Below are 25,364 nucleotides of genomic sequence, written 5' to 3' on the forward strand. Positions count from 1 at the left end.
AGCGGTTTTCCGCCCGGAATTGCTAGGAAACAAAGAGATGGAGCGGTTCGGAGTTTCCGTGAAAAGCTGAACCGCTCTGAGCGGCCAGCCGCTTCATTGCATGAGAAAACGCCTCGTCGGGATGACGGGGCGTTTTGCGTTTCGGGAGAACGGAAGCCAAATCGATCTCGTCGAGGCATCACGAGATCGCGTTATGGCGTATTGGCCCTTTTCTGACCCTTCTGCGCCGTACTGACGGCTTCCGGCGGCGTATCGATCTCAATGCTGTGCTCATGCGAAACCAAGGTCTGCAGATGCAGGAGGCGTGGCGACATGGCCTGCATGAAGGCCTCGGAGCGGCCGATATAGATCAAGGTCGCACCAGCCAATTCGGCCAGCAAGGCACAGGCCTTCACCTGAACTTCGGCCTCCAGCCCTTCCAAGGCATCGTCCAGGATGACCCATTTCGGCTTTGCCAACAGCAGATGCGCAAAGCCGATGGCCTTCTGCTCTTCGGTATCCAGCAATCGATCCCAGCGGGCCTGCGTATCGAGGCGACTCTTGAGGCGGCCGAGGCCCACCTTCTCCATGACGGCATCGACGGCGGCATCGTCATAGGCGTCGCGATCCTCGGGGAAGCAGATCGCCTCTCTCAAAGTGCCGCTCGGAACGTAGGGCGTGTGCGGCATGAACAGCATATCGTCCATCGGCGGCAAACTGACCGTGCCGGAGCCGCTGTACCATTGATGCGCCAGCACCTCGAACAGCAACCGCCGGTTCACCCCGTGATCGCCATTGATCATGAGGTGTTCGCCGGCATTGATCGTGACCATACCCTCGGCGACCTGGAAGCCGTTTTCGGTGTCCTCGTCATTGGTCTTCGTCGAAATCTCGAGGTCGGTCCACACCATCGTACCCGGTGCTGCCTTGTCGAAGACCAGCATGTGCGGCATCGGGGTCTTGTCGTCCATTTCCGTCAGGGCCTTGCGGAAATCGGTGACGCGCATCAGCGTGGCGCGCCATTCGGCGATCGGGCCGAAATTGGCGACATACCAGCGCAATGCCGAATTGACCTGATTGAAGGCACCGACGGCCACCATGAGCTGGCCGAAGGTCAGACCACCGGAGAAATAGGCGGGTGCGGCAACGAGGATCGGGATGATCAGCACAAGCCAGCCATAGCCTGCCGAGACCCAGGTCAGATTGGTATTGGCGATGGCAAGCTGGCGGATGACGCCAAGGACAGCGGAAATATCGAGATTGATCCGCCGCCGTTCGTTCTCCTCGCCACCGGCAATGGTGATCGCCGCCATATGCTCGTTGGCATGCATGAGCGCAAAGCGCAGCTCGGCTTCCTTCGAATAGCGGTCCGCATTCAGCCGCACCAGCCGGCGGCCGACGAACTGGCTGAGGAACGACGCCGACCCGGCATAAAGGATCGCCGCCCAGACCATGTAGCCGGGGATCGCGAAGCTCGCGCCGTTGACCTTGAATACCATGCCGCTGGACAGCTCCCAGAGCACGCCGATAAAGCTCAAGAGCAGGATCGTTGCCTGCACCAGGCCGATGGCAAGCCCGGTCGTGCTTTCGGCGAGATTGCGGGCATCTTCATGCAGGCGCTGGTCGGGATTGACGCCGATCAGCCCGGAGGAGGCGAGACGAAGCGCGCGCTTGGCCTGGAGCCACTGATTGACCAGGTCCCGCGCCAGGCCTTCGCGCATGTAGAGCGCGGTCATCTGGTTGAGCCAGGCCTGGACGACGTTGAGGACCAGAAGCGAGCCGGCGATGATGCCGAAGACGCCGAGCTGATGGAAGAAGGCGGTGATATCGCGCCTTGCCAGCGAATCGTAAAAGGGCGCGTTCCAGCTGTTGAGCAGCACCTGGACATAGGCCGTGACCATGATGATCAGGAAAAGCGCTACGGTCAGGGAAATGATCTTGATGCGGACGGGCGAATTCCAGAAAGCCGAGAACATCATTCTCAGCCGGAAGAAAAGGCTCAAATCGTACCCGACCTGCTCGTTTCCCTGGATATTCGGCTTGGCTTGCGCTTCAACTGCCATCAGCACTTCCCTGCGACGCACATCCCGTCAATTAACCATGACCCGCCCCCATGTCCATCCTTGCAATAGATCAGTGCGATCACGTTGCTATATACACGGTTTCACGCCTTGAACCGAATTCGGCCAGCAATTAGCTTGCACATGAAAGATTGAGAAAGCCTTCCGATGCAATTTCAGGGAACCGCGGACTATATCGCCGACAAGGATCTGATGGTCGCCGTCAATGCCGCAATCCGGCTGGAACGCCCGCTTCTCGTAAAGGGCGAACCGGGCACGGGCAAGACCGAGCTCGCCCGTCAGGTGGCTGCGGCCCTCGGGCTCGATCTCCTCGAATGGAATGTAAAATCGACGACGAAAGCGCAGCAGGGCCTCTACGAATATGATGCGGTTTCACGCCTGCGCGACAGCCAGCTCGGCGACATCAGAGTTCACGATGTCGGCAACTATATCCGCCGGGGCAAGCTCTGGCAGGCCTTCACCTCGCCGAAAAAATGCGGGCTGCTGATCGACGAGATCGACAAGGCCGATATCGAGTTCCCCAACGACCTGCTGCAGGAACTCGACCGCATGGAATTCCATGTCTACGAGACCGGCGAGACCATCCGGGCCGCCGTCCGCCCGATCGTCATCATCACGTCAAACAACGAGAAGGAACTGCCGGACGCCTTTCTGCGCCGCTGCTTCTTCCACTATATCCGCTTCCCCGACATGGAAACGCTCGCCCGCATCGTCGAGGTGCACTATCCCGGCATCAAGCAGGCGCTGGTGCATGCGGCACTCACGCAATTCTTCGAAATCCGCGACGTGCCGGGCCTTAGGAAGAAACCTTCGACCTCCGAAGCCCTCGATTGGATCCGCCTGCTGGTCGCCGACGACATCGATGCCGAAACGCTGCGCGCCGATGCGAAGAACGCACTGCCGAAGCTGCATGGGGCGCTTCTGAAGAACGAGCAGGACGTCCATCTCTTCGAGCGGCTGGCCTTCCTGGCGCGCGGGCAAGGGAAGTAATGCGGCTTGCCGAGCCTTTCGCCCGCAGAACTGCGGACGTCACTTGCAAGAAGACGTCACTTGCAAGAATAAGAGAGCTGCGCCACCCGCCCTCGCCCTTCGAGGCTCCGGCCTTCGGCCTTCGCACCTCAGCAACCGTGTTGGTTGATCCAGGGTGTCCGTCTTCGGACGATTGTGTTGAGGATGGTTGCGAGTTTTCGCATAGCGGCGACGATGGCGACCTTTGGCGGTTTGCCGGCATCGCGCAGCCTTGCGTAGAAGGCCTTGATGGTTGGCGAACAGCGGAGGGCTGACAAGGTCGCCATGTAGAGGGCGCAGCGCACGGCGGACCGTCCACCTGCGATATGGCGCTGGCCGCGCATGGCGCCGCTGTCGTGGGCCATTGGTGCAACGCCGATCAGGGCGGCAAGTTTCTTGTCATCGATGCTGCCGAGTTCAGGGAGTTCGGCGATGAGAATGGCGGCGGTGATCTCGCCGATGCCGGGCACGGAAAGCAAAAGATCGCGCCGTTCGACCATATCGGGTTCGGTCTCGATGGCCAGGGTGATGGCCGTGTCGATGCGGGTAAGCTGCGCCTTGAAGGAGGCAAGCAGCTCGTGAATGAGGGCGGCGATATCCGCAGATGCATGTTCGAGGCGGTTCTTCTCGGCAACGGCCATGTCGATGAGTTGCCGACGGCGGGCCACCAGCGCGGCCAAGGCGATGCGGCCGTCGTCGATATGGGGGATCTGTGCCGGCCGCATCGCCTTGGCGAAGTGCAGGATGACCCGGGCATCGACCTGATCGGTCTTGGCCAATCGGCCACTGGCTCTGGCAAAATCGCGGACCTGGCGGGGATTGACGACGGCAACCGCAATACCGGCCGCCATCAATGTGCGCACCATGCGCATCTCGTAGCCGCCGGTTGCTTCGACGACGACCAGACTAGCTCCCGCGACCGCGGCTGCAAGCCCATCGCAACCTGCCGCATCATTGTTCCATCGCGCCACCGATGTGGCGCCGTCGAGCGCGACGTCAAGATAAGCCTTGGAGACGTCTATCCCGACCATAACATCCTGTGAGGCATTCATGGGTGCTCCTCCTTGCAACGCGGGCTCGAAGCCCAGCCAACCGTTCGAGCAGAAAGGATGCGACAGAGGCGCTTGCTGAGGTACGGGTTCAAGACCCAAGGATGACACGCACCTCCGTCACGCCACCCATCTTACACTATCGCCAACGTACAAGGGTGAGGTCTGATCTCCTGCACCCTAGTACGAACCCTCTCTGCCTCACCCTGAGGTGCCTTGGCGCTGAAGCGTCAGCGCAAGCGTCAAGGCCTCGAAGGGCGAGGCAGCCCCGGAGCCTATTTGCCCACGTCAAAAACGGAACCAGCCCACCGCCTCGCTTGCCCATTGACCCGCAGGAATAGCAGGTTTATGCATTTCTCCTTGTGGTGATTTGGCCGGCCGGCTTGCAGCCACGTTAAATAAGTCGCTAAAGGGCCGCGTGCGGACCGGTAGCGATTCATGATCGCGGCCGGTTTTTTTGTATTTGGCGAGTGAAACAATGCCCATCAGGATTCCCGATACACTGCCCGCATTTGAAACCCTCCAAACCGAGGGCGTGCGGGTGATGACCGAAACGGTGGCGTTCCGTCAGGATATCCGCCCCCTTCAGATCGGGCTTCTCAACCTCATGCCGAACAAGATCAAGACCGAGGTCCAGATGGCGCGCCTAGTCGGCGCATCGCCGCTGCAGGTGGAGTTTTCGCTGGTGCGCATCGGCGCGCACAAGGCCAAGAACACCTCCGAGGAGCATCTCCTTGCCTTCTACGAGACGTGGGAAGAGGTGAAGCACCGCAAGTTCGACGGCTTCATCATAACGGGCGCGCCGATCGAGCTGCTCGAATACGAAGATGTCACCTACTGGGACGAGATGCAGCAGATCTTCGACTGGACGGCCACCAACGTCCATTCGACGCTGAACGTCTGCTGGGGCGCGATGGCGGCCGCCTATCATTTCCACAAAGTGCCGAAATACACGCTGACGGAGAAGGCATTCGGCGTCTATCGCCACCAGAACCTGAAGCCCTCTTCCGTCTATCTCAACGGCTTTTCCGACGATTTCGCCATTCCCGTCTCACGCTGGACGGAAGTGAAGCGCGCCGATATCGAAAAAGTGCCCGGCCTGCAGATCCTGATGGATTCGAGCGAGATGGGCGTCTGCCTCGTGCACGAACAGGCCTGCAACCGGCTCTACATGTTCAATCACGTGGAGTATGATTCCACCTCGCTGGCGGACGAGTATTTCCGGGATGTGAATGCGGGCGTGCCGATCAAGATGCCGCACAACTACTTCCCGCACAACGACCCGGAGACTGCCCCGCAGAACCGGTGGCGCAGCCACGCGCACCTGTTCTTCGGCAACTGGATCAACGAGATCTACCAGACCACGCCGTATGATCTGGAGGAGATCGGCCAAGAAAGGACTTGAGGCTTGTTCATTCCCTTCTTCCTGAAACTGAAGGAAGCGAAGGTTCCGGTCACGCTCCGGGAATTCCTGTCGCTGCTCGAAGGGATGGAAGAAGGGATTGCCGATTATGACGTCGAAGCCTTCTACTATCTGGCGCGCACGACGCTGATCAAGGACGAGCGCTTCATCGATCGCTTCGACCAGATCTTCGCCGACTATTTTCGCGGCGTGGAAGCGATCGGCGGCAATGCCGATGGAGAAGCGGTTGAGCCGACCGCCATTCCCGACGAATGGCTGCGCAAGCTCGCCGAGCGGCATCTGACAGAAGAGGAAAGACGGCAGATCGAGGCGCTCGGCGGCTTCGACAAGCTGATGGAGACGTTGCGCGAACGGCTGGCCGAGCAGAAGGGCCGCCACCAGGGCGGCTCGAAATGGATCGGCACGGCCGGAACCTCGCCCTTCGGCGCCCATGGCTACAATCCCGAGGGCGTGCGCATCGGCCAGGAAACCTCGCGTCATCGCCGCGCGGTCAAGGTCTGGGATCGCCGCGACTTCAAGAATCTCGACGACGGCGTCGAGCTCGGCACCCGCAACATCAAGGTGGCGCTGAAGCGCCTGCGCCGCTGGGTGCGCGAGGGTGCGGCCGAAGAGCTGGACCTTTCCGGTACCATCCGCTCCACCGCCGAACATGGCTATCTCGACGTCCAGACCCGGCCGGAACGCCGCAACGCCGTCAAGCTATTGATGTTCTTCGATGTCGGCGGCTCGATGGACGACCATATCCGTGTTGTCGAGGAACTCTTCTCCGCCGCTCGATCAGAGTTCCGGCACATGGAGTATTTCTACTTTCACAACTGCCTCTACGAGGGCGTGTGGAAGGACAATCGCCGCCGGCGGGTGGACATCACGGCGACGACGGACCTGATCCGCACCTTCGGCCCCGACTACCGCATCGTCTTCGTCGGCGATGCGTCGATGAGCCCCTACGAAATCACCCACCCGGGCGGCTCGGTGGAGCATTGGAACAAGGAGGCCGGCGAAGCCTGGCTTGCCCGCATGACCGGCCATTTCCGCAAATGCATCTGGATCAACCCCGTGCCGGAGAGCTATTGGGGCCACACGGCCTCCATCTCCATCGTCCGCCGCCTGATGACCGACCGCATGTATCCGCTGACGCTTGGCGGCCTGGAAAAGGCGACGCGGGAATTGTCGCGCTGAGTGTTGTGATCTGGAATTCGTAATAATCGGGCGTGCACTGTCTTGCTGAACCTTCGTGCCTGGCCCCTCACCCCAACCCTCTCCCTGCTCGCGGGGAGAGGGGCTCTACAGCGGTCTCTTTACGAACCAAAGTGCAACCGTCTGCCACGGTCATCCCCTCTCCCCGCGAGCGGGGAGAGGGCTAGGGTGAGGGGCCGTTACGAAAACCAGCCGCTCTGTCTTACCCATTGCATACTCCCGGCGCAGTCTGGGAACCATGAGGCTGAGCCGAGGCTTGATCGGCAGCCCCATGCCTCTAAATTTCGCCATTGAATCGGTTGCGGAACGGCGCGAATGGGGGCAGGGTCTGGCCTCGCATTTCGATAGGGAGTGGATGAGCTGATATGACGGAAAGCACTTTGCAGCGGGAAATTTTTGGGACGACGGCCGATGGGGAGACCGTCTATCGCGTCAAGATATCAGGCGGTGGCCTGACGGCGCATATCATGTCCTGGGGCGCGGTCATCCAGGATCTTCGCCTTGACGGCCACGAGCCGGCGCTTCTGCTCGGCTTCGACAATTTCGTCGACTATCCCGCCCACTCCTCCTATTTCGGCGCCACGCCCGGCCGCTGTGCCAATCGCATCGGCGCCGGCCGCTTCACGCTTGACGGCAAGGACTACCAGCTCGAGCTCAACGAGAAGGGTGTCACGCATCTGCACGGCGGCAAGGACAATATCGCCAAGCGCAACTGGACGATCGTGGAGTATGATACCGACCGCGTTGTCCTGAAGATCGTCGATCCCGATGGCCGCGCCGGCTATCCCGGCAATTGCACCATCCACGCGACCTATCGGGTGCATGGCAATGGCGAACTCTCGGTGACCTACGAATCGACCACCGACCAGCCGACGCTCGCCAATGTCTGCCAGCATGCCTATTTCAACCTCGACGGCCGCGACGATGCGCTCGGCCACGACATCATGATCGCCGCCGACCATTATACGCCGACGGATGAGAAGCAGATACCGACAGGCGAAATCCGCTCAGTGGAAGGCACGGTCTTCGATTTCCGCGAGATGGCGCCGATGAAGCGTTTTGAAGGAAGCGAGCAGGCGCTTTACGATCACAATTTCTGCCTGTCGAGCGAGCGCACCGCCAAACGCTCCGTCGTGCTTGCCCGCAGCGTCAATTCCGGCGTGTCGCTCGAGGTGCGCACCACCGAGCCCGGCGTGCAATTCTATGCCGGCTTCAAGCTCGACGTGCCGGTTCCCGGCCATGACGGCCGCAAGATCGGCCCGTTCGCCGGCTTCTGTCTGGAAACGCAGATCTGGCCCGATGCCATCAACCATGAAGGCTTCCCCAATGCCGTGCTCCGCCCGGGCGAGGTATTGCGGCAGGAAACGGACTATATCTTCACCAAGAACTGAGGCCGAGCATGATGCCGAAAAGTGTAAACGGTTTTCGGACGACATCATGCTCTACTTCCTTGATTCCAGAGCGAATTCAGATTTTAGGCCGAACAGACCTAAAATCTGAATTCGCTCTGGGCCACGTCCTGCTCTCTTGAGAATCGGCCGGGCGTCCAAAGCGCCCGGCCGATTTTTTTGCGACGCGAACAGATTCACCTTGTGAATTGGTTCTAAATAGGTTCTAAATAAACACCATGGATAGAACCAGTTTGATCGCCGAATTGAACAATCGCGGCCTCGGCGAGGGAACCGGGAACGGACCACTTTATAAGCGCCTGGCGCAGGCGCTGACCGGCCTCATCCAGGAAGGGCTGCTGAAACCAGGTACGGCGCTGCCGGGCGAGCGCGATCTCGCCGGCGCCCTGCAGATCGGCCGCGTTACCGTACGAACTGCCTATCGTGACCTGCTCACATCGGGCGTCATCGAATCCCGTCACGGCAGCGGCACCTTCGTCTCGCAGCATGTCGAGCGCATTGAGCAGCCGCTCTGGCGCCTCTCTTCCTTTTCCGCCGATATGCGCTCGCGCGGCCGCGAACCGGCAGCGCGCATCCTCCAGCGCACCGTCAGCGCACCGGCCCCGGAAGAATCATTCCTCCTCGGCCTCGGCCTCGACGAGCCCGTGCTGCGGCTCGACCGATTGCGCCTTGCCGACGGCCAGCCGCTTGCCATCGAGCGCGCCGTCGTTCCCATCAAATTCCTGGGCGAAGAAGCCATATCCGAAGGATCGCTCTATGATGCGCTGGCCGCCAGGGGCTTCAAGCCCGTGCGCGCCCAGCAGAGGCTGACCGCGGTGACGCTCGACCCCACCTCCGCGTCGATCCTGACGGTCAAGGCGGGGGCGCCGGCGCTGCTGATCGAACGCGTCTCCCGCCTCGCAGACCAGCGCGTCGTTGAATACACACGTTCGCATTATCGCGGCGATGCCTATGATTTTGTTGCTGAATTGAGAATTGGAGATGACCAATGAGCGAGACCCAATCCCTGATGCTGACGGAAGCCGGACAATCGCCGGAGGTGGTCGCAACCCTGCTTGAGAAGGAAAAGCCTGCTTTTGCCGAGATCGCGAAGCTCTTCGCCTCGGGGCGCCCGTCGCTGATCACGACGGCGGCGCGCGGCTCTTCCGACCATGCGGCGACCTTCTTCAAATATCTCTTTGAAATCTCCTGCGGCATCCCGGTCGCCTCCGTCGGCCCGTCGATCGCCTCGGTCTATGGTGCGCCGCTTCACCTGAAGGGCGGCATCCACTTCACGGTTTCCCAATCCGGCGGCAGCCCCGACATCATCGCGCTGCAGACCGCCGCCAAGAAGGGCGGCGCAACTACGATCGCCGTCGTCAACGTCACCGACAGTCCGCTCGCCAGGGAAGCCGATATCGTGCTTCACCTCAATGCCGGCCCGGAAAAGAGCGTTGCGGCCACGAAATCCTTCATCGCTTCCGTCGCCGCGCTCGCCGGCGTCACCGCGACGATTTCGCAGGACAAGGCGCTGTCTGCCGGCCTCGCGAAGCTGCCGGAAGCACTTGCGGCGACATCAGGCATCGACGGCAAGGCTGCCGAAGACGTGCTGTTCAATGCCTCCTCGCTCTATACCGGCGGCCGCGGCCCCGCCTTCGCCATTGCGCTCGAAGCGGCCCTGAAGGCGAAGGAAACCGCCGGCCTGCATGCGGAAGCCTTCTCGCTGGCCGAACTCATGCATGGTCCGATGCGCCTCGTACAGCCGGGCTTCCCGATCGTCGCCTTCTCTCCCGACGATGCCGCCTTCGCCAACAATGCGCAGGCGCTGGAGCGCCTGCAGAAGCTCGGCGCGACCGCCGTCTCCTTCTCGACCGCGCCGCTTGCCGGCATCAATCTGCGCATGCCGAGCACCGGCAACGGCCTGCTCGACCCGCTGGTGTCGCTGCTGTGCTACTATCGCCTCGTCGAGGCCGTAACGCGGCGCAAGGGTTTCGATCCGGATAAGCCGGCTAATCTTCTTAAGGTAACGGAGACCATGTGATGGACTACAAGGTCTTTACCGGCGCCCGCATCTTCGATGGCGACCGTTTTCATGAAGACAGCGCGCTTGTCGTCGGCAATGGCCGCATTCATGCCATCACCGCCGTCAACGACGTGCCCGAGAATGCCGAAACGATCGGCCTCGATGGCGGCGTCCTTTCCCCAGGCTTCATCGATGCGCAGGTGAACGGCGGCGGCGGCCGCATGCTGAACGATGAGCCCTCGCCCGAATCCATGTATATGATCGCCGCGGGACATCGCCCCTACGGCACGACATCGCTGCTGACGACCCTCATCACCGATGTCGCAGCCGCGACGACAGCGGCGATCGAAGCGGCCATCGAGGCCGTCAAGGCCAATCGCGGCGTCGCCGGCCTGCATCTGGAAGGTCCGCACCTGGCGCCGGCCCGCAAGGGCGCGCATCTGGCCGAGCTGATGCGCCCCGTCGAGGACAGCGACGTTAGAACCTTCATCCGCGCCCGCGAGGCGATCGGCACGCTGCTGGTCACGATCGCGGCCGAGCAGGTCACCGAGCGGCAGGTGCAGGCGCTCAGCGAAGGCGGCGTCATCGTCAGCATCGGCCACAGCGATTGCACGGCGGAAGCGGCCAATGCGCGTTTCGATGCCGGTGCGCGCGGCGTCACCCATCTTTTCAACGCCATGAGCCAGATGGGTCATCGCGCACCCGGTCTCGTCGGCGCGGCGATCGACCATCCCGCCCCCTGGTGCGGCATCATTGCCGACGGCCATCATGTCGAGCCGATCGCGCTTAGGGTTGCGCTGCGTGCCAAGCGCGGCGAAGGCCGGCTGTTCTTCGTCACCGATGCCATGTCGCTCGTCGGCACCGATCTTCCGAGCTTCACGCTGAACGGCCGCACGGTCTATCGCACCAAGGGCGGATATTGCTCCAAGCTGACGCTTGACGACGGCACGCTGGCGGGCTCGGATGTCGATATGGCCTCCACCATCCGCTATGGCGTCAATATCCTCGAGCTGCCGCTGGCGGAAGCCTTGCGCATGGCGACCTCCTATCCCGCCCGCTTCCTGCGACTGGCGGATCGCGGCCACCTCACACCGGGAATGCGCGCCGATCTCGTTCACATCAGCGACGGCATCGAAGTCACGGAAACATGGATCTCGGGTCAACCTTCGGCTTGACACAGCATACAGGGACGTTCGGCATGACCGCAGTCACGGACAGCTATTTCTCCGCCCTCATCGGCCGGCTGGAAATCCTGCGCGAGGCGCTGGCCGAACCCATGTCCCGGGCTTCCGCCGCCATTTGCGCGGCCGCGCGCGCCGATCGCCGCGTCTACGTCTTCGGCACCGGCCATTCGCACATGCTGGCGGAAGAGGTGCATTATCGCGCCGGTGGTCTAGCCTTCACCATCCCCGTGCTTGTGGGATCCGCCATGCTGCATGAAGGCGCCGTCATCAGCTCAGTCTATGAGCGTACCGAAGGCCTTATCCGCCCGGTCTTCGAGCGTTACGGCATGCAGCCGGGTGATGTGCTGATCATCGCCTCCAACTCGGGCGTCAACGCCGCGCCGCTTGAGGCGGCGGACTATGGCCGCGAAATCGGCGCTACCGTGATCGCCATCACCTCGCTCGCCTATTCTGCCGCGATTGCCAACGGGCGCAGGAAACTCGCCGATATCGCCGAGATCGTGCTGGATAATGGCCTGCCGCCGGGCGACGCCATGATCGACCTGCCGGGCACCGGCCTGAAGGTCGGCCCGGCATCGACGGCGGTCGGCGCCACCGTGCTGAACGCCATCTTCGCCGATGTCGCCGCCGAACTCAGTAAGGATGGCGATGCGCCGGTCTACCTCAGCGCCAACATGCCGGGCGCCAAGGAAACCAATCAGCGGCTGGTCAGGAAATACCGGCCGCGCAATCCGCATCTCTGATCGGTTTATTGGGCTGCATCGGAGGCTGATGACTCTTCTGCCGCAGCCTCCGCCTGTCGGCGCCGCCGGCGCAGGACGACGTAGAAGACAGGCGTCAGGAACAGGCCGAACAGCGTCACGCCGAGCATTCCGGAAAAGACCGCCGTGCCGAGCGACTGGCGCATTTCCGCGCCCGGGCCGGTGGCGATCATCAGCGGCACGACACCGAAGATGAAGGCGAAGGCCGTCATCAGGATCGGACGCAGGCGCAGATGGCTGGCCTCGATCGCCGCTTCGACGGCACTCTTTCCCTCGAGCTGCGCCTGCCGTGCAAATTCCACGATCAAAATCGCGTTCTTGGCCGCAAGACCGATCAGCACGATCAGCCCGATCTGCGTCAGGATGTTGTTATCCATCCCTCGCAGATACACGCCGATCAGCGCCGCCAGAACCGCCAGCGGCACGATGAGGATGATCGCAAGCGGCAGGACCCAGCTTTCATACTGCGCCGACAAAGCGAGGAAGACGAAGATGACCGACAGGGCGAAGATATAGATCGCCGTATTGCCGGTATGCTTCTCCTGATAGGCGAGTTCCGTCCATTCGAATGTCGTGCCCGAAGGCAAGAGGTTCTTCGCCAACCCCTCCATGATGTCGAGGGCCGAGCCGGTGGAAATCCCCGGCCCCGGATTACCCTGGAGAGGAACCGAGACATACATATTGTAGCGCTGCACGAGTGTCGGCCCGGTCGTATCCCGGATATCGACCAGCGTGCCGAGCGGCACCAGCGCCCCGGTCGCCGAACGGACCTTCAGCGCCAAAATGTCCTCGCGATCCATGCGATACTGCTGATCGGCCTGCGCCCGCACCTGATAGACGCGGCCGAAGGCGTTGAAGTCGTTGACGTAGGACGTGCCAAGATTGATCGACAGGGTCTCGAAGATATTCGGGATCGGCACGTTGAGCGCCCGCGCCTTGTCGCGATCGATTGCCAGGAAATATTGCGGGCTGTTGGCGGAGAAGGTGGTGAAGACGCCGCTGACGCCCTTGTTCTGCGCGGCAGCGCCCATCATCTGGTAAGCGAGCGGCAGGATGCGGCGCATATCCGGATTTTCCCGGTCCATGATCTGCATCTTGAAGCCGCCGGAATTGCCGACGCCGCGGATCGACGGCGGCGGAATGGCGATGATGAAGGCTTCCTGGAGGCCCTGCAGGCTGCCGAAGAGTTGGCCGATGATCTTGGTGGCCGTATCGCCGCTCTTCAACCGCTCCTCGAACGGCTTGAACGGCGTGAAGATGACGCCCGAATTCGAGGCATTGGTGAAGGTCGCGCCGTTGAAGCCGGCGAAGGCGACGGCATTGGCGATACCAGGCGTCTTGTTGATGATGCCGGTCGCCTTCTGGATGACCGCATTGGTGCGCGCGAGCGAGGCCCCGTCAGGCAATTGGACGACGACGATCGCATAGCCCTGGTCCATTGTGGGAACGAAGCCCTGCGGCACGATCCGACCCATGTACCATGTGCCGGCGAGTAGCCCGGCGAAGACGAGAAGCGTGCAGGCCAGCGCCACCCATGTGGTCACGAGATGGCGGACGATCCAGGAATATCCGCGGCTCATCCGCTCGAAACCCCGGTTGAACCCGTCGCCCATAGCACGGCCGAACCGCGCGAAGATATTGTTGGATTTCTCGTGGCTGTGCGGGCGTAGCACGATCGCGGCGATCGCAGGCGAGAGTGTCAGCGAGTTCAGGCAGGAAATCGCCGTCGCGACCGAGATCGTCACCGCGAACTGCCGGTAGAACTGTCCGGAAATGCCGGGAATGAAAGCAGTCGGCACGAAGACGGCAATCAGCACCAGCGAGATTGCCAGGACAGCGGTGCCCACCTCGTTCATCGTCACATGCGACGCCTCCTTCGGCGTCATGCCGAGCGCGAGATTGCGCTCGACATTCTCCACCACCACGATCGCATCGTCGACAACAATGCCGATCGCAAGCACGAGGCCGAACAGCGTCAGCATGTTCAGCGAGAAGCCGAAAGCCAGCAGAAAGGCGAAGGTGCCGATCAGCGAGACGGGGATGGCGACGATCGGGATGATCGCCGTCCGCCACGACTGCAGGAAGACCAGCACGACGATGGCGACGAGAATCGCCGCCTCGAAGATGGTCTTGTAGACCTCGTGGATCGATTCGGCGATGAACTCGGTCGGGTTATAGATGATGCGATATTCGAGCCCCTGCGGGAAATCCTGCGCCAGGCTCTCCATCGTCTTCTGGATATCGGCGGCGGCGGCAAGCGCGTTGGTGCCGGGCCGAGCGAACACACCGAGCGCGACCGCCGGGCTGCCGTTCAGATAGCTGTTGGTGACGTAGTCCTGTGCGCCGAGCTCGATACGGGCGACATCCTGCAGCTGCACGAGGCGGCCATTGCCCGTCGCCTTGACGATGACGTAGCGGAATTGCCGCGCGTCGGAGAAGCGCCCTTGCGTCGTCACCGTATATTGGAAGGCATTGGTGCCCGAAACCGGCGGCCCACCGATCGCGCCGCCCGAAACCTGCACGTTCTGGTCCCGGAGCGCCTGCACGATATCGCCGGCGGTCATGCCGTAGGCCGCGAGCTTTTCCGGATCGAGCCAGATGCGCAGCGAATATTGCCGCTCGCCGAAGAGCTGCACATCACCGACCCCGTCCAGACGAACGAGAATGTCGCGGATGCGCGTGCGCGCATAGTTGGAGATGTAGAGCTGGTCGTAGCGATTGTTCGGGGAGAGAAGATGGACGACCATCATCAGGTCGGGCGAGCTCTTGACCGTCGTGATGCCGATGCGCCTGACCTCGTCGGGCAGGCGCGGCTCGGCAATGGCGACGCGGTTCTGCACCAGCACCTGCGCCTTGTCGAGATCGGTGCCGAGCTTGAACGTGATCGTCAGCGACATGGAGCCATCGGCACTGGAATAGGAGGACATATAAAGCATGTCCTCGACGCCGTTGACTTCCTGTTCGATCGGCGTTGCCACCGTATCGGCGATGGTCTGTGCGTCGGCGCCGGGATAGGAGGTGCGAATTACGATTGTGGGAGGTGCAACCTCGGGATACTGCGCCACCGGCAGCTGGAAATAGGCGATGCCGCCGACGATCAGCAGCACGATGGATAGAACCGATGCGAAAATCGGCCGATCGACGAAGAAATGGGAAAACCTCATTGGTTCGTCCCCTGTATATCGGCCTGAGCCGGCGGCTCGTCATTCGTCGCCTGCTGCGGCAGCTCGATCAGCTGCGGCGTCACCTTGACGCCGGGCCGGATGCGCATCAGCCCATTGACGACGATCGTCTCGTCGCCGGTCATGCCGTCACGGATGACGCGATAGCCGTAGAGCTTCGGCCCGAGGCGCACCGATTTCGGCGTAATATTGCCGGCGGTATCCGCGACATAGACGACGCGCTGGTTCTGGTCCGAGCCGATGGCTTCATCGGGAACCAGGATCGCCTTATAGCTGTTGGAACCCTGCACCTGAACACGTCCGAAGAGACCGGGCTGAAGGGTAAGATCGGGATTCGGGAATCTGGCGCGGACGCGGATCGTGCCCGTCTCGTTGTCGACGCGGTTTTCGGCGAAATCGAGCTTGCCCTTGAACGGCTTCTGCCGCTGATCGGCAATCGTCACGGTCACGTCGAGCCCGCCGCCACCCTGCTGCAGGGCGCTGCCGTTCTTGCGAGCCTCATCGGCGTAGGAAAGCAGCCGGCGTTCGTCGACATCGAAATAGAAATCGATGGGATCGAGCGAGACGATGGTCGTCAGCACAGTCTGGTCGGCCTGCACGAGGTTGCCGACCGAAATCAGCCGCCGGTCGATCCGGCCGCTGAGCGGCGCGGTGATCTTGGTGAAATCCATGTCAAGATTGGCACGGTCGACGGCTGCCTGCGCGCCGCGCACATTCGCCTGCGCAGAGAGAAGGTCGCGTCGGCGATCATCCAGCGTGGATGCCGACTGGCTACCCGTCGTCGACAGGGATTCCGTCCGCTTGAATTGCGCGTCAGCGAGCGTCAGCGACGATTTCGCCACCTCCAGCGACGCCGTGGATTCGTTCAGCGTCGTAATGAACGGCCGCTGGTCGATGACGAAAAGCAGGTCGCCCTGCTTAACCATGGTGCCATCCTGGAAATGCACTTCCTGCAGATAGCCGCCCACCCGCGAGCGCACGGAAACTTCATCGACCGCTTGGAAGCGCCCGATGAACTCGTCGCTGTCGACGACATCGCGAACGATAGGCTTGGCGACCGTCACCGGCGGGGCCGGCGGCGCACCCTGTGCCAGCGCCTGGGCGCCTGAGAAAACGGCAAGAACACAGCTGAATAAAACGACACGCGGCAGCATCGGCATGAAGCCCCCCTCGAAAAACCGCATACGGCAAGAGGCGCCGTTATCACGGTAAGCGCTCACAAAATTTGTCTGCAACTTTCCGCGAAGAACCCGTCGCCATCAGGCGCAATCCAATCAGGTCTCTTCGGACTTTCCCAACATGCGCCACGGGCCGCGTGGGCCCGGGTATCATCCAGCCCTTGCGGCCGGCGTCACGCGTTAATGTATAAACGGTTTATCGAATTGGACAACAGGGAATGAAGCGGCCGCGACCAAACGCAACCGTTTGTTTTTATTATGTCGAAGGACGCCCATAAGATGAGCTGGCCGAGGTGATCAGCCCTCCAGCTCCTCGCGCAGCATTTCGAGCTCGAGCCACTCCTCCTCCATACCGATCAGGCGTTCCCGCAGTTTTTCCATCTCCGCCGCAAGGCGGTTGAAGGTTGCGGGATCCTTGGAAAAGAGGTTCGGATCGGCCATCTTCTGCTCGCGGGCAGCGATTTCCGCTTCCGCCTTGACCATGTCCTTCGGCAGGTTTTCCAGCGCGAATTTCTGCTTGTAGGACAGCTTGGCCTTGCCTTTCGAGGCATCGGCGGCGGATGGCGCAGTTTCCGCCGATTTCGGCTTCTCGGCCGCCTTTTCCGCCCGCTTGCGCTCTTCGATCGCGCCCTTGCGCTGGGCCAGCATGTCGGAATAGCCGCCGGCATATTCGATCCAGCGCCCGTCCGGCTCTTCCGGATTGGCGGGCGCGATCGTCGAGGTCACGGTGCGATCGAGGAAATCGCGGTCGTGGCTGACGAGGATGACAGTGCCGGAAAAACCGGAAACGATTTCCTGCAGCAGGTCGAGCGTCTCGATGTCGAGGTCGTTCGTCGGTTCGTCGAGGATCAGGAGATTGGTCGGCCGCGACAGGATGCGCGCCAGCATCAGCCGGGCGCGCTCGCCGCCGGAGAGGTTCCTGATCGGCGTGCGCGCCTGCTCCGGCTGGAACAGGAACTCCTTCATGTAGCCGGTGACATGCCGCTGCTCGCCATTGACGAGCAGGTTCTCGCCGCGACCGTCGGTCAGGTAGTTGGCGAGCGTCTCTTCCAAATTGAGCTCTTCGCGCTTCTGGTCGAGCGTCGCGATCTCCAGATTGGTGCCGAGCTTCACCGTGCCGCTGTCCGGCTCGAGCTGGCCGGTCAGCATCTTCAGGAGCGTGGTCTTGCCGGCCCCGTTCGGGCCGACGAGACCGATGCAATCGCCGCGATGCACGCGGATCGAGAACGGCGCGACGATCGATCGATCGCCATAGGTCTTGGTGATCTTGTCCGCCTCGATCACCAGCTTGCCGCTCTCCTGCGCATCGGAGGCAGCCGCCTGCACCGTGCCCAGAGCGCCCCTATGGCCGCGATGGCGCGAACGCATGTCCTGCAATTCGCCGAGGCGGCGCATGTTGCGCTTGCGCCGCGCCGTTACGCCGTAGCGCAGCCAGTGCTCCTCGCGCTCGATCTGCTTGCCGAGCTTGTGCTGCTCCAATTCCTCCGCCTCGAGCACCTGATCCCGCCAGGCTTCGAAATGGGCAAATCCCCTGTCCAGCCGGCGCGAGGTGCCGCGATCGAGCCAGACGGTCGCGGTCGAGACTTTTTCCAGGAACCGACGGTCGTGCGAGATCAGCACGAGCGCGCTGCGGCTCTTCTGCAATTCACCTTCCAGCCATTCGATGGTCGGCAGGTCCAGATGGTTCGTCGGCTCGTCGAGCAGCAGGATATCCGGTTCCGGCGCCAGAACGCGCGCCAGAGCTGCGCGGCGCGCCTCGCCACCCGAAAGATTGTTCGGATCCTCTTCGCCAGTCAGGCCGAGATGCGAGAGGAGATAGGTGACGCGATAGGGATCATCGCCCGGTCCGAGACCGGCTTCGGCATAGGCGGCAACCGTCTTGTAACCGGCAAAATCCGGGGCCTGTTCGAGGTAACGCACGGTCGAAGACGGATGGCGGAACACCTCGCCGGACTGCGCTTCGACCAAGCCGGCGGCGATCTTCAGCAGTGTCGACTTGCCCGAACCGTTGCGGCCGACAAGGCAGATCTTGTCGCCCGGCTCCACCTGCAGCGCGGCACCGGCGAGCAGTGGCGCGCCGCCAAAGCTCAGGAAGATGTCGTCGAGTTTCAGAATGGGAGGGGCCAAGATCAGACTCCGCTGAGATCATAAGGGCGGGCAAGAACGATCGCCCTGCCGCTGCCGAGCGAAAAGCGCACGTCACCTTCCGCCACGTTGGAAATGGTGCGCGATGCGCCGAAGGGCAAATGGAAATCACGCAGGGGATAGCGGGCATTATCGATGAAAAGGCCCGTCAGATCGCTGAAACCGAGAACCGAAAACAGCGAGCCAGCCGGCAGCGCCAGTGTGAGGTCGCCCGGCGGCAGCGGCACCGCCTCCTCGTCACCGGAGGTCAGCAGGACATCGAAGCCTTTCTCGGCCAGGCGGATGCCATAGAGCAGGTGCTGGATGGCATGATCGGAGCGTTCGCCGCCCATGGCGCCCGCGAGAATCAGCCTGACGGCACCGCGATCGATCGCTTCCGAGACGGCAATCTCGCCGTCGGTCGCAGCCTTCGCCGCCGGATAGGGCTGCTTGGGCACATTGGCAAACGCAGCTTGCAAATCGGCGGGCGTGGAATCGAAATCCCCGACCCACAGCTCAGGCTCCACCCCGAGCGCGATCGCATGGCGCATTCCGCCATCGGCTGCGATGAAACGGCTGCCGGAAATGGCGGCGCGCAACCGCTCGGTCAGGCGGAGTTCGCCGCCGAGCAGGATGGTGAAGGTGGTGGACTGGCTCATGAGGCATGCCCATAGCGCAAAGTCATATCCCTAGGGAAGAGCAGCATGGGCAAGAACGGCCACGACGGCGGTTCAGTCGTCCGTTTCCTTGAGGCGCGCCTGGAAAACCTGCTCGTAGCCGCTGACATAGCGATCGAACAGCAGCGAGAAGCTCTCGATCTCCTCCGGCGTCCAGTCGGCGAAGATGCTGCCGATGACGGAATATTTCTGCGCCTGGATCTCCGACAGCAATTTCTGCCCGAGCGCGGTCAGTATCACGACGATGCGCCGCGCATCCGCCTGCGATGCCTTGCGCCGCAACACGCCGCGCGTCACCATGTCGGCAACGATGCGGCTCGCCCGCGAAGGATCGATGCGCAGCATCTCGGCGATGGTGCCGACGGTGACCTCGCCTGTCGTCTCCGCCCGCCGCACAACATCGAGCACGTCGAGATGCGAAAGCTCGAGCCCCGGCGCAACGCTCTCAATGGCGAGCCTGCCGATCATGCGGCGACCTGTCAGCAGCCGCATGCGCGTCATCGCATGGCCGATGCGCAGGAGATTCTCGTCGTCGGTCAGGGCCTGAGCTTCAACTTCACGTGTATTCGTCGCAGATGTCATCTTTCCACCATACCAGAGGCGGACAAGAAATAAAACATGCAAACAGCATTCACATGTCATTGACATTTATATGCTATTGGCACATATGTATCAGGTATGAAAACCGGGGCGTGCCGCGCATTCGATCGACCGCGCAGCGTTTCGGCCAAGCTCGGATTTCCTGCCCCATGGACATGCAAACAACCTTCGCGCCGCTCGTCGCGGATCACAGACGGCGGCTTATACTCTTCCTGTTTCTGATGACTGCCATGTTTATGGCAACGCTCGACAACCAGATCGTCTCGACGGCGCTTCCGACGATCGTCGGCGAATTCGGGCATTTGGAACGCTTCGGCTGGATCGGATCGGCCTATCTTCTCTCCCTCTCCGCCGTCATGCCCGTTTACGGCAAGCTCGGCGATCTCTTCGGCCGCAAATATGTGATGATGACGGCGATCGCGATCTTCACGATCGGCTCCGCCGTCTGCGGCCTTGCCGTTTCGATGAACACGCTGATCGCCGCCCGCGTCCTTCAGGGCCTCGGCGGCGGCGGCATCCTCGTGTCGATCTTCGCCGTCAACGCCGACCTGTTCGAGCCGCGCGAGCGCGCCCGCTACCAGAGCTATTCCAGCCTCGTGCTGATGGCCTCCGGCGCCATCGGCCCCGTTCTCGGCGGCACGATGAGCGATCTCTTCGGCTGGCGCTCCATCTTCCTCGTCAATGTGCCGATCGGCTTTATCGTGCTGGCCGGCCTTGCCACCATGCTCCCCTACCGCAAGCCGGCCCGCCGCCCGAAGATCGATTATGCCGGCGCAATCCTCCTTGCGCTGACGACGACGAGCATCGTGCTTGCCGCCGACGGCAGCGAACTCTTCGGATCGCTGTTGTCGCCGCAATGCCTCGGCATCATTGCCTTGGGCGTGATCTGCGCCATCGCCTGGGTTTTCATCGAGCGCCGCGCGCCCGAGCCGATCGTGCCGATGTCGCTGTTCCGCAACCCGACATTCGGCCTCCTGCTGATCATCTCGATCACCAGCGGCGCCGTTGCCATCGGCATGGTCAATTATTTCGCGCTCTTCCTGCAGACGACGACGGGCCTTTCGCCCTCGATGGCCGGCCTGCTGTTCATTCTCCTGACCGGCGGCATCGTCTGCGGCTCGTTGTCAGCAGGCAGGCTGATTGCGGCCAGAGGGCGCTACAAGCCCTTTGCCATCGCGAGTGCTGCCTGCAGCGCCATCGCATTTGGCTCGCTCGCCTTCGTCCATGCGGGCACGCCCATCGTCTTCATCGGCGGACTGATGCTGCTGCATGGCATCGGCATCGGCCTTGCGCAGCAGGTTCCCGTCATCGGCGTGCAGAACGCGGCAGCAGCCCGTGACGTCGGCGCGGCGACCGGCGCCGTCACGCTCTCGCGCATGGGCGGCGCCTCGATCGCCATCTCCATCTATGGCGCCATTATCGCCGCCAAGCTCGGCAATGTCGGCGTCTCCATCGCGGGCGTATCCGACATCGAGCAGCTGACGCCGAAGATGATGGCCGCATTGCCCGAGGCGACCCGCGAGGCCGTCGCCAATGCCTATGCAAGCGCCTTCAGCCCGCTGTTCATGACGGCTGCGGGCATCTGCCTCATCGGCCTTCTGACCGCGCTGACGCTGAAGAACGTGCAGCTACCCGGTGCTGTGAAGAAATTCGAAAGCACCGCCGCCGCTCAGGCCGCCGAGTAAGGTCATCCGGCCTGCAATCGACAAGGGAATCATTTCCCTTGTCATCCCTTCGTCACAGGGCTAAATCTGCCGACGCTCTAACGGGGTGCCTCATGTCCTTCCGGACATCTGGCTGAGAGGCTTCACCGGCCAACCCGCGGAACCTGATCCGGCTAACACCGGCGGAGGGATTAGACGCGTGACGAAATCATAGCGCCCTTTCCCCTTCAAGACGAAACCCAGAGCATGGTGCCGAAAAGTGTAAACGGTTTTCGGGCGACATCATGCTCTAATTATTTGATTTTAGAGCGGATTCAGATTTTAGGTCGATAGACCTAAAATCATCCGGCTCTAGGAGGAGGCGCTGTCGTGCAAAACCGATCGCTATTGTCATACTTCGCCGGACTGGCCCTTGCCGCCGGCGCAACGTTTTTTGCTGCCCAGACCGCCGAGGCGGCCGACAAGACCCTGACCATCTACACCTATGAGAGCTTCACCGCCGATTGGGGTCCGGGCGCCAAGGTCAAGGCCGCCTTCGAAAAGACCTGCGGCTGCACGGTCAATTATGTCAGCGTCACCGATGGCGTCGCCCTTCTGTCCCGCCTGAAGCTGGAAGGTGCGGGCACCAAGGCCGATATCGTTCTCGGCCTCGACACCAATCTCGTCGACGAAGCCAAGGATACCGGCCTCTTCGATAAAAGCGGCGTCGACACCTCGGCCCTCAAGCTCCCCGGCGATTTCAAGGATGACGTCTTCGTGCCCTACGACTACGGCCATTTCGCCGTGATCTACGACAGCCAGACGGTCAAGAACCCGCCGAAGAGCATGAAGGATCTGATCGAGGGCGATCCCTCGCAGAAGATCGTCATCGAGGATCCGCGCACCTCGACGCCTGGCCTCGGCCTGCTGCTCTGGGTCAAGTCGATCTATGGCGACAAATCAGCCGATGCCTGGGCGAAGCTCAAGGGCCGTATCCTGACCGTCACCCCCGGCTGGTCGGAAGCCTACGACCTCTTTACCAAGGGCGAAGCGCCGATGGTGCTCTCCTACACGACGTCGCCGGCCTATCACATGATCGAGGACAAGACCGACCGCTACCAGGCCGCCGCCTTCTCCGAGGGACATTACATCCAGATCGAAGTCGCCGGCCTCATCAAGTCCTCGCCGAACAAGGAGCTCGCCCGCGACTTCCTGAAGTTCATGATCTCCTCAGGCTTCCAGGACATCATCCCGACAAGCAATTGGATGATGCCGGTCTCTGCTACCTCGGAGCCGCTGCCGGATGCCTTCAGCAAGCTCGTCGTGCCGTCGAAGACTTTCCTGATGAGCCCCGCCGACGTCGACAAGAACCGCAAGGCCTGGATCGACGAATGGCTGGCAGCCACCAGCGGCAATTGACGCCCTGACCATGCTCGCGGCACCCGAACGAAGACGCGCCATTTCCGGCGGGGCGCTCAGCCTCGCCGGCATTGTGCTCTTCGTCGGGGTCGCCGTCCTCGTCCTCTTGGCCGCCGGCATCGAATCCGGCGGCGACACCACGCTGAGCGACCCCTATCTGCTGGGCGTCCTGCGCTTCACGCTGCTGCAGGCGGTGCTTTCGACGCTGCTCTCCGTAGTGCTCGCCATACCGGTCGCCCGCGCCCTGGCGCGCCAGCCGCGCTTTCCCGGCCGGCTATGGCTGCTCCGGCTGATGGCCGTGCCGATGGGCTTGCCCGTGCTGATCGGCGCGCTCGGCCTGCTCGGCATATGGGGCCGGCAGGGATTGTTCAATCAGGCGCTTGCAGCGCTCGGCCTGTCGCAGCCCGTCAGCATCTATGGCCTTGCCGGCATTTTGCTCGCGCATGTCTTCTTCAACATGCCGCTCGCCTGCCGGCTGATGCTGGCCGGGCTGGAGCGCGTTCCGGCGGAATATTGGCTTGTGGCCGGCGGTCTCGGCATGCGGCCCGCCTCGGTCTTTCGCTTCATCGAATGGCCCATCCTGCGAGGCCTCATTCCGGGCATCGCCGGCCTGATCTTCATGCTCTGCGCCACCAGCTTCACCCTGGTCCTGATCCTCGGCGGCGGCCCGGCCGCAACGACGCTGGAGGTAGCGATCTATCAGGCGCTCCGCTTCGATTTCGATCCCGGCCGCGCCGTGATGCTGTCGCTGCTGCAGATCGCCGTCACTCTCCTCATCCTCGGCGCCATGACGCTGTTTCGCGCGCCTGACGACCACGGACTGACCAGCGGCCGCGCGCTCCACCGCATCGATGGGCAAGGGACGACTGCCCGATGGATCGACGCTCTTCTGCTGTCTGCCGCCACACTCTTTCTCGGCCTGCCGCTCGCTTCCATCGTGGTGACCGGGCTCGAGGCGAACCTTCTGAAACTCGCCGGCCAGCCGATCTTTCTGCAGGCGGCCGTTACGAGCCTGGCGATTGCGCTCGCCGCCGGCCTTCTGGCAGTCTTGATATCCTTTGCCATCATTCGCGCCCGATCGGTGATATCGGCGGATCGCCGCAAGACCGTCAGCCTGTGCGGCCTAGCGCTCACGTTGAGCGCAAGCTCGTCCCTTATTCTGCTCGTCCCACCGATCGTGCTGGCAACCGGCTGGTTTCTGGCGCTGAGACCATTAGGCGATCCCAGCCGCTTCGCCGCCATCCTCATCGTTGTTATCAATGCGCTGATGGCGCTGCCCTTCGTCATTCGCGTCGTCGAGCCGGCCTATGCAATCCATGTCAGCCGCACCGAACGGCTGGCGGCGAGCCTCGGCCTTCACGGCATGGCCCGCCTTCGGCTGATCGATTGGCCGGGTCTGCGCAAGCCGTTCTTCACCGCGCTCTCCTTCGCCATGGCGCTGTCGCTTGGTGATCTCGGCGCTGTCGCCCTCTTCGGCTCGGATAGCCTCATGACCCTGCCCTGGCTGGTCTACAGCAAGCTCGGCAGCTACCGCACGAACGACGCCGATGGATATGCCTTGATCCTCGGCCTGGTGTGCCTTCTTTTGACCATCGCCGGCACGGCCGGCCAAGGCACGCGCGATCATGAAAGCAGGGGAAATGACTGACGGCCACGACATGAAGGAACAGGGCATCGCCATGGCCGGCGTCGAGCTGCGCCTCGGCACGCATGACTTTCGGTTCGACTGCACGTTGCCGCAGGGCAAGATCATCGCCATTGCCGGGCCGTCGGGATCTGGAAAGTCGACCTTCCTCAATTTAGTGGCCGGGTTCGAACAGCCCGATCGCGGCCGCATTCTGCTCGCCGGACAGGACGTGACCGGCCTGCATCCCGCCGAACGACCGGTGTCGCTGGTCTTTCAGGACAACAACCTCTTTGCCCATCTCGATCTCTTCACCAATGTCGGCCTTGGCATCAACCCATCATTGAGGCTTTCGGCACAGGACCGGCAAAGGGTCTCGGGGGCCTTGGCGCGCGTCGGCCTGCCCGGTTTCGAGAAGCGCAAGCCGGGAACGCTCTCCGGCGGCGAACGGCAACGCGCCGCGTTCGCAAGGGCGCTCGTACGCGACAAGCCGATCCTGCTGCTGGACGAACCCTTCGCCGCCCTCGATCCCGGCCTGCGCTCCGGCATGGTCGAACTCCTGAAAGCCCTGCATCGCGAGAGCGGCAATACGGTGCTGATCGTTTCGCACGATCCGGCCGAGGTGCGGCGTCTTGCCGACCACGCCGTCTTCATCGACGGCGGCGCGATCAGGCTTGCCGCCTCCCTCGAGACCTTCCTGAAGGCGGGCGATATTCCGGCTCTGACCACATTTCTGCAGCATTGATTGCGCTGCAGCATCCTGCTGTCGGCTTTGCCTTAATTTCGTCGCGCCGAACGGCTGAAAGTCCTGGGAAATGCTTGCT

At 62.3% G+C, this 25,364-nt stretch carries 19 protein-coding genes and 2 riboswitches; of the genes, 12 read left to right on the forward strand and 7 right to left on the reverse strand.

Annotated elements, in window-relative coordinates; all coding sequences use genetic code 11:
* Window positions 1-191: 191 nt before the first annotated feature.
* Window positions 192-2,042 (reverse strand): ABC transporter ATP-binding protein/permease, encoded by a 1,851-nt coding sequence (locus CCGE531_RS18750; protein WP_120666067.1) that lies wholly within the window; start codon window positions 2,040-2,042, stop codon window positions 192-194.
* Window positions 2,043-2,207: 165 nt separating this feature from the next.
* Here CCGE531_RS18750 and CCGE531_RS18755 point away from each other — a divergent pair, with 165 nt between their 5' ends.
* Window positions 2,208-3,050 carry a MoxR family ATPase gene (locus CCGE531_RS18755; protein WP_120666069.1) on the forward strand — a complete coding sequence of 281 codons (843 nt, stop codon included), beginning with the start codon at window positions 2,208-2,210 and terminating at the stop codon, window positions 3,048-3,050.
* Between the two features lie 128 nt (window positions 3,051-3,178).
* Here CCGE531_RS18755 and CCGE531_RS18760 read toward each other — a convergent pair whose 3' ends face one another.
* Complete coding sequence (locus CCGE531_RS18760) at window positions 3,179-4,120, reverse strand: IS110 family transposase (protein WP_120663283.1); 942 nt, start codon at window positions 4,118-4,120, stop codon at window positions 3,179-3,181.
* Window positions 4,121-4,469: 349 nt separating this feature from the next.
* Window positions 4,470-4,547: riboswitch (SAM riboswitch) on the forward strand.
* A gap of 48 nt (window positions 4,548-4,595) precedes the next feature.
* Between CCGE531_RS18760 and metA the strand changes: the two genes are divergently transcribed.
* The 7 genes from metA (at window position 4,596) to CCGE531_RS18795 (ending at window position 12,075) form a co-directional block, all read left to right on the forward strand.
* A complete protein-coding gene (gene metA / locus CCGE531_RS18765) occupies window positions 4,596-5,522 on the forward strand; it encodes a homoserine O-succinyltransferase (RefSeq protein WP_120666071.1) in 927 nt (308 codons plus the stop codon).
* Window positions 5,523-5,525: 3 nt separating this feature from the next.
* Complete coding sequence (locus tag CCGE531_RS18770; protein ID WP_120666073.1) at window positions 5,526-6,719, forward strand: VWA domain-containing protein; 1,194 nt, start codon at window positions 5,526-5,528, stop codon at window positions 6,717-6,719.
* 383 nt (window positions 6,720-7,102) lie between these two features.
* Window positions 7,103-8,128, forward strand: a complete 1,026-nt coding sequence (locus tag CCGE531_RS18775) for an aldose epimerase family protein (RefSeq protein WP_120666075.1) — start codon at window positions 7,103-7,105, stop codon at window positions 8,126-8,128.
* Between the two features lie 236 nt (window positions 8,129-8,364).
* Window positions 8,365-9,138, forward strand: coding sequence for a GntR family transcriptional regulator (locus CCGE531_RS18780; RefSeq protein WP_120666077.1), 774 nt, complete (start codon window positions 8,365-8,367; stop codon window positions 9,136-9,138).
* On the forward strand, window positions 9,135-10,166 hold the full coding sequence (locus CCGE531_RS18785; protein WP_120666079.1) for an SIS domain-containing protein: 1,032 nt from the start codon (window positions 9,135-9,137) through the stop codon (window positions 10,164-10,166). The genes CCGE531_RS18780 and CCGE531_RS18785 overlap by 4 nt, the downstream gene beginning before the upstream one ends.
* The gene (nagA, locus tag CCGE531_RS18790) at window positions 10,166-11,323 is read left to right on the forward strand and encodes an N-acetylglucosamine-6-phosphate deacetylase (protein ID WP_120666081.1); all 1,158 of its coding nucleotides are present in this window, start codon (window positions 10,166-10,168) and stop codon (window positions 11,321-11,323) included. The genes CCGE531_RS18785 and nagA overlap by 1 nt, the downstream gene beginning before the upstream one ends.
* Before the next feature lie 23 nt (window positions 11,324-11,346).
* On the forward strand, window positions 11,347-12,075 hold the full coding sequence (locus tag CCGE531_RS18795) for an SIS domain-containing protein (protein ID WP_120666963.1): 729 nt from the start codon (window positions 11,347-11,349) through the stop codon (window positions 12,073-12,075).
* Window positions 12,076-12,080: 5 nt separating this feature from the next.
* On the opposite strand, the gene CCGE531_RS18800 is transcribed toward CCGE531_RS18795, so the two are convergent.
* The 5 genes from CCGE531_RS18800 to CCGE531_RS18820 all read right to left on the reverse strand — a co-directional run bounded on the left by CCGE531_RS18800 (window position 12,081) and on the right by CCGE531_RS18820 (window position 19,836).
* Window positions 12,081-15,257 carry a multidrug efflux RND transporter permease subunit gene (locus CCGE531_RS18800; protein WP_120666083.1) on the reverse strand — a complete coding sequence of 1,059 codons (3,177 nt, stop codon included), beginning with the start codon at window positions 15,255-15,257 and terminating at the stop codon, window positions 12,081-12,083.
* Complete coding sequence (locus CCGE531_RS18805; protein ID WP_245459183.1) at window positions 15,254-16,429, reverse strand: efflux RND transporter periplasmic adaptor subunit; 1,176 nt, start codon at window positions 16,427-16,429, stop codon at window positions 15,254-15,256. The genes CCGE531_RS18800 and CCGE531_RS18805 overlap by 4 nt, the downstream gene beginning before the upstream one ends.
* A 321-nt stretch (window positions 16,430-16,750) precedes the next feature.
* On the reverse strand, window positions 16,751-18,580 hold the full coding sequence (locus tag CCGE531_RS18810) for an ABC-F family ATP-binding cassette domain-containing protein (protein WP_120666085.1): 1,830 nt from the start codon (window positions 18,578-18,580) through the stop codon (window positions 16,751-16,753).
* 2 nt (window positions 18,581-18,582) lie between these two features.
* On the reverse strand, window positions 18,583-19,236 hold the full coding sequence (locus CCGE531_RS18815; protein ID WP_120666087.1) for a thiamine diphosphokinase: 654 nt from the start codon (window positions 19,234-19,236) through the stop codon (window positions 18,583-18,585).
* Window positions 19,237-19,308: 72 nt separating this feature from the next.
* A complete protein-coding gene (locus CCGE531_RS18820) occupies window positions 19,309-19,836 on the reverse strand; it encodes a MarR family transcriptional regulator (protein ID WP_120666089.1) in 528 nt (175 codons plus the stop codon).
* Window positions 19,837-20,003: 167 nt separating this feature from the next.
* On the opposite strand from CCGE531_RS18820, the gene CCGE531_RS18825 reads away from it, so the two are divergent.
* The 4 genes from CCGE531_RS18825 (at window position 20,004) to CCGE531_RS18840 (ending at window position 25,285) form a co-directional block, all read left to right on the forward strand.
* Entirely contained in the window at window positions 20,004-21,539 is a 1,536-nt protein-coding gene (locus CCGE531_RS18825; protein WP_120666967.1) for an MFS transporter, read from the forward strand.
* A gap of 71 nt (window positions 21,540-21,610) precedes the next feature.
* A riboswitch (TPP riboswitch) is annotated at window positions 21,611-21,726 on the forward strand.
* 197 nt (window positions 21,727-21,923) lie between these two features.
* Entirely contained in the window at window positions 21,924-22,916 is a 993-nt protein-coding gene (gene thiB / locus CCGE531_RS18830; RefSeq protein ID WP_245459185.1) for a thiamine ABC transporter substrate binding subunit, read from the forward strand.
* A 10-nt stretch (window positions 22,917-22,926) separates the two neighbouring features.
* Window positions 22,927-24,564, forward strand: coding sequence for a thiamine/thiamine pyrophosphate ABC transporter permease ThiP (thiP, locus tag CCGE531_RS18835; RefSeq protein ID WP_120666093.1), 1,638 nt, complete (start codon window positions 22,927-22,929; stop codon window positions 24,562-24,564).
* Window positions 24,557-25,285 carry an ATP-binding cassette domain-containing protein gene (locus CCGE531_RS18840; protein ID WP_120666095.1) on the forward strand — a complete coding sequence of 243 codons (729 nt, stop codon included), beginning with the start codon at window positions 24,557-24,559 and terminating at the stop codon, window positions 25,283-25,285. The genes thiP and CCGE531_RS18840 overlap by 8 nt, the downstream gene beginning before the upstream one ends.
* The last annotated feature ends 79 nt before the right edge of the window (window positions 25,286-25,364 follow it).

Origin of the sequence: Rhizobium sp. CCGE531 (assembly GCF_003627795.1) — a bacterium.
GTDB lineage: Bacteria > Pseudomonadota > Alphaproteobacteria > Rhizobiales > Rhizobiaceae > Rhizobium.